This window comes from uncultured Campylobacter sp., assembly GCF_938017705.1.
Taxonomy (GTDB): domain Bacteria; phylum Campylobacterota; class Campylobacteria; order Campylobacterales; family Campylobacteraceae; genus Campylobacter_B.
This window is the reverse complement of sequence record NZ_CALIIS010000214.1, coordinates 1-3,364: the sequence shown is the minus strand read 5'-3', so window position 1 is coordinate 3,364 and position 3,364 is coordinate 1. Positions and strand designations below refer to the sequence as shown.

The window sequence follows — 3,364 nt, the reverse complement described above, 5'->3', positions numbered from 1 at the left end:
AAACCAATCCGGAAAGTATTGACACTGCAACTACCGAAACTATTTTTGCAAGATTAGTTTTCAAAAATAACATCCAGCCTATACAAAAGACTATGAAACCGACTCCGATAAATACGATATGAAACAAAATAATAATTTGTTCTAAATTTAGATTAAAAATTTTATGCATAACTTGAGCGAAAAAATACAAGCCCTTATCATCGGCCCCACGCGCAAAATTTTCAAAACCGTATTTGTCGTAATATGCAATGCCGATAATGCCGTTCCTATCAAGGCATTCGATTGCTTGTTGCATATCATTCATTCTAGTCGGCATGATCGTTTTTATCATCTTGCAACCTTAGCTTGGCGGCAAAAAACCCAATTTTTAGATAGTAAATATCCTATAAAAATATACCCAAAGCCGCCTAAAATTTGACTAATATATGCGTTTATGCTAAGAAATCGGTAGGAGAAAGACATAATAGCCAAATTCGAGACATATGATGCCCCCATTGAAATTATAAATTTAAATATTTGGATTTTATTTTTTGAATCGTCATTAAAGCTAAAATACTTATTTAAATAAAAAGATATAAATATCGATACGAAATAACCGATAAAATTACTTATTTCCGCAATAACTCCAAAATAAAGCAAAGTAAAAATTATCGCATATTCAAATATAGTATTAATAACGCCTACGAGCAAATACTTTAATAAAGAAATATCGTAACGCATTAGACCGATTTCTTTACTGCAATATAATATTGACCGCCTAGCGGAAGCCATTTTAAAAATCTCTCTAAAAAAGAGAGCGCTTTTAAGACAGGAGGAGAAAATAACGTATATGCGCTACCGTTATCTTTAAATCCGGCTTTAAAAAAAATAGATTGCAACTCTTTTTTTGATAGTAAAACGGCATCCTTGTCAAATTCGCAAGTAGATACCATACGTCTTGTAAGAGGATTGTATGGATTGTGTTCAAAAACCGCTACATTGCAATTATCGGCAGCTAGTTTAAATATATTAGATGTCACGTAATCTCGTAGGCTAGGTTCTATATGGTGATATACGCCTGCTATAAAAATCACGTCGAAATATCCGTTGTAGGAAGCTAACTCTTCATTTGTTTCTATAATCTTTACTTCTTTATTATTTTGCCTTGCTACCTCTAAACTTTCTTTTGAGATATCAAATCCAAAAACGGACGACTCGCGAAACGCTTCTACTATATACGGTAAATTTCTACCCGTGCCGCATCCGTATTCAAGTATTTTTAGCTTTTGATTTCGTCTTTTTACTATATCGCTTAGTATTTTTATCTTGTACTCCGCATAGTATTTTATGTCGCCGAATTTTTTATGCTGATTTTGCATTATATCGTCATAGTTTTTACTGTACTCATCAAAATTAACTTTTTTCATCAGTAATATCCTCTATAAAATACCTTGGTCTTCTTTTTGTTTCTTTATAGATTTTACCTATGTATTCGCCAATTACACCAAGACACATAAGTTGAATTCCTCCCATAAAGTATATAGGTAAAACAGTAGAGGCCCACCCTTGCACCGTTTTATTAGCAATAACAGAATACAATACACTCCCACCCATTATCAAGCTAACAAAAAAAAACGATAAAGCCTATTAACGTTATCAATCTTAAAGGAACCACGCTAAATGAAGTTATGCCGTCCCATGCGAAGGTGAACATCTTTTTTAGTGTATATTTTGATTTACCTGCATACCTGTCTTTAACATCAAAATATATATACTCTGTTTTTAGTCCAATTAAAAGAACAAGCCCCCTTAAAAATAAATTGACTTCCTTAAAACTAAGCAGCATTCTAATAGCCTTACTACTAAGTAATCTATAGTCCGCATGGTTTTTAATAATATCCACCCCCATTAAATTCATTAATTTATAAAAGCCTAATGCAGTTGCTCTTTTAAAAAAAGAATCACACATTCTATCGTTCCTGACGCCGAGTACAACATCGCATCCATTCACGTAAGAATCAGTAAAATGTATCATAGACTTTTCATCTTGTTGCAAATCTGCATCAATAGAAATTAAGCAATCGCATTTACCTTCTACATACTCTATTCCTGCCAATAAGGCGTTTTGATGGCCTTCGTTTTTAGAAAGTTTTATGCCTTTAGTGGATAAATTTGTGGCACTAGACGATTTTATTATATTCCAAGTACTATCCTCGCTACCATCATCGATGTATAAAATAAAACTATCGCTTTTAATCTTTTTTTTATCGATTAAATTTTCTAGAGTCTCGCTCAATCTTTTTATGGTTTCGCCCAAAACCTGATCTTCGTTATAACAAGGAACGATAATTGCCAATTTAGGAATATTTCTCATCTAAAAATCCCGCAAAAATCCAAAACTTCTTTTTCTATTTTTAGCCCCTTAAATTCCTTATGCGCTACCAAAAATACGACTATATCAGCGATATCTACGGCTTTTTCGTAGTTTACTATCTCAAAATCCTTGTGCGATTTTATATTTGGCTCGACGGCTAAAATTTCAAATCCTTGGTTTTTTAATTCGCGAGTAATAAAAACCGCAGGCGACTCTCTAAGATCGTCTATATCGGGTTTAAACGCAAGCCCCATACACGCGACTTTGGGCTTTCTGCCGTTTTGCAGCTCAAATTTCAAAGCAGCGTTTTTGATCTTTTCTATGCTCCACTCGGCTTTGTGGTTATTGACCTCTCTTGCGGATTTGATCAGCCTCGCTTCGTAGCCGCCCGCATGCACTATAAACCACGGATCGACCGCTATGCAGTGCCCGCCTACGCCGCAGCCCGGGCTTAAAATATTAACTCGCGGATGGCGGTTTGCTAGCGAGATAAGCTCCCAGACGTTAATGCCGAATTTATCGCACAAAATGCTAAGCTCGTTTGCAAAGGCTATATTCACGTCGCGGAAAGAATTCTCTGTAAGCTTTGACATCTCTGCAGTTTTTGAGTCAGTCTGTAAAACTTCACCTTCTACAAATTCTGCGTAAAATTCCGCTATTTTTTTAGTAGCAATTTTTGTAGTTCCACCCACGATTCTATCGTTTTGCGTAAGCTCTTTTAAAATTTTACCTGGCAAAACCCTCTCCGGGCAATGAGCGATATAAATTTTAGAAATATCAACACCGCCATTTTTTAAAATTTCACCTATCTTTTCTGTAGTACCTACCGGCGAAGTGGATTCTAAAACGACCATATTATCGTCTTTTACATATGGTATTATCGATTTTGCCGCACTTATGACGTAGTCGATATTCGGAATGTATCCGTCTCGAAACGGCGTCGGAACAGCTATAATAAAAATGTCTGCAAAATCGGGCTTAACATCTGCTTTGAAATTTCCGCTCTGCACT

At 35.3% G+C, this 3,364-nt stretch carries 5 protein-coding genes; all 5 read right to left on the bottom strand.

The window, feature by feature from the left end:
- A partial coding sequence (locus Q0605_RS09850; protein WP_298706618.1) for a hypothetical protein occupies nucleotides 1-331 on the bottom strand: 331 nt, incomplete at its 3' end.
- Complete coding sequence (locus tag Q0605_RS11435) at nucleotides 328-720, bottom strand: GtrA family protein (protein ID WP_363317218.1); 393 nt, start codon at nucleotides 718-720, stop codon at nucleotides 328-330. The genes Q0605_RS11435 and Q0605_RS09850, both read right to left, overlap by 4 nt.
- Nucleotides 720-1,406, bottom strand: a complete 687-nt coding sequence (locus tag Q0605_RS09845) for a class I SAM-dependent methyltransferase (RefSeq protein ID WP_298706615.1) — start codon at nucleotides 1,404-1,406, stop codon at nucleotides 720-722. The genes Q0605_RS11435 and Q0605_RS09845 overlap by 1 nt, the downstream gene beginning before the upstream one ends.
- Nucleotides 1,407-1,600: 194 nt before the next feature.
- Nucleotides 1,601-2,353 (bottom strand): glycosyltransferase family 2 protein, encoded by a 753-nt coding sequence (locus Q0605_RS09840; RefSeq protein ID WP_298706613.1) that lies wholly within the window; start codon nucleotides 2,351-2,353, stop codon nucleotides 1,601-1,603.
- A partial coding sequence (locus Q0605_RS09835; RefSeq protein WP_298706610.1) for a nucleotide sugar dehydrogenase occupies nucleotides 2,350-3,364 on the bottom strand: 1,015 nt, incomplete at its 5' end. The genes Q0605_RS09840 and Q0605_RS09835, both read right to left, overlap by 4 nt.

Coding starts and splice junctions, on each gene's coding strand:
- Q0605_RS09845 (WP_298706615.1), bottom strand. CDS start 1,406: ATGAAAAAAGTTAATTTTGATGAGTACAGTAAAAACTATGACGATATA.
- Q0605_RS11435 (WP_363317218.1), bottom strand. CDS start 720: ATGCGTTACGATATTTCTTTATTAAAGTATTTGCTCGTAGGCGTTATT.
- Q0605_RS09840 (WP_298706613.1), bottom strand. CDS start 2,353: ATGAGAAATATTCCTAAATTGGCAATTATCGTTCCTTGTTATAACGAA.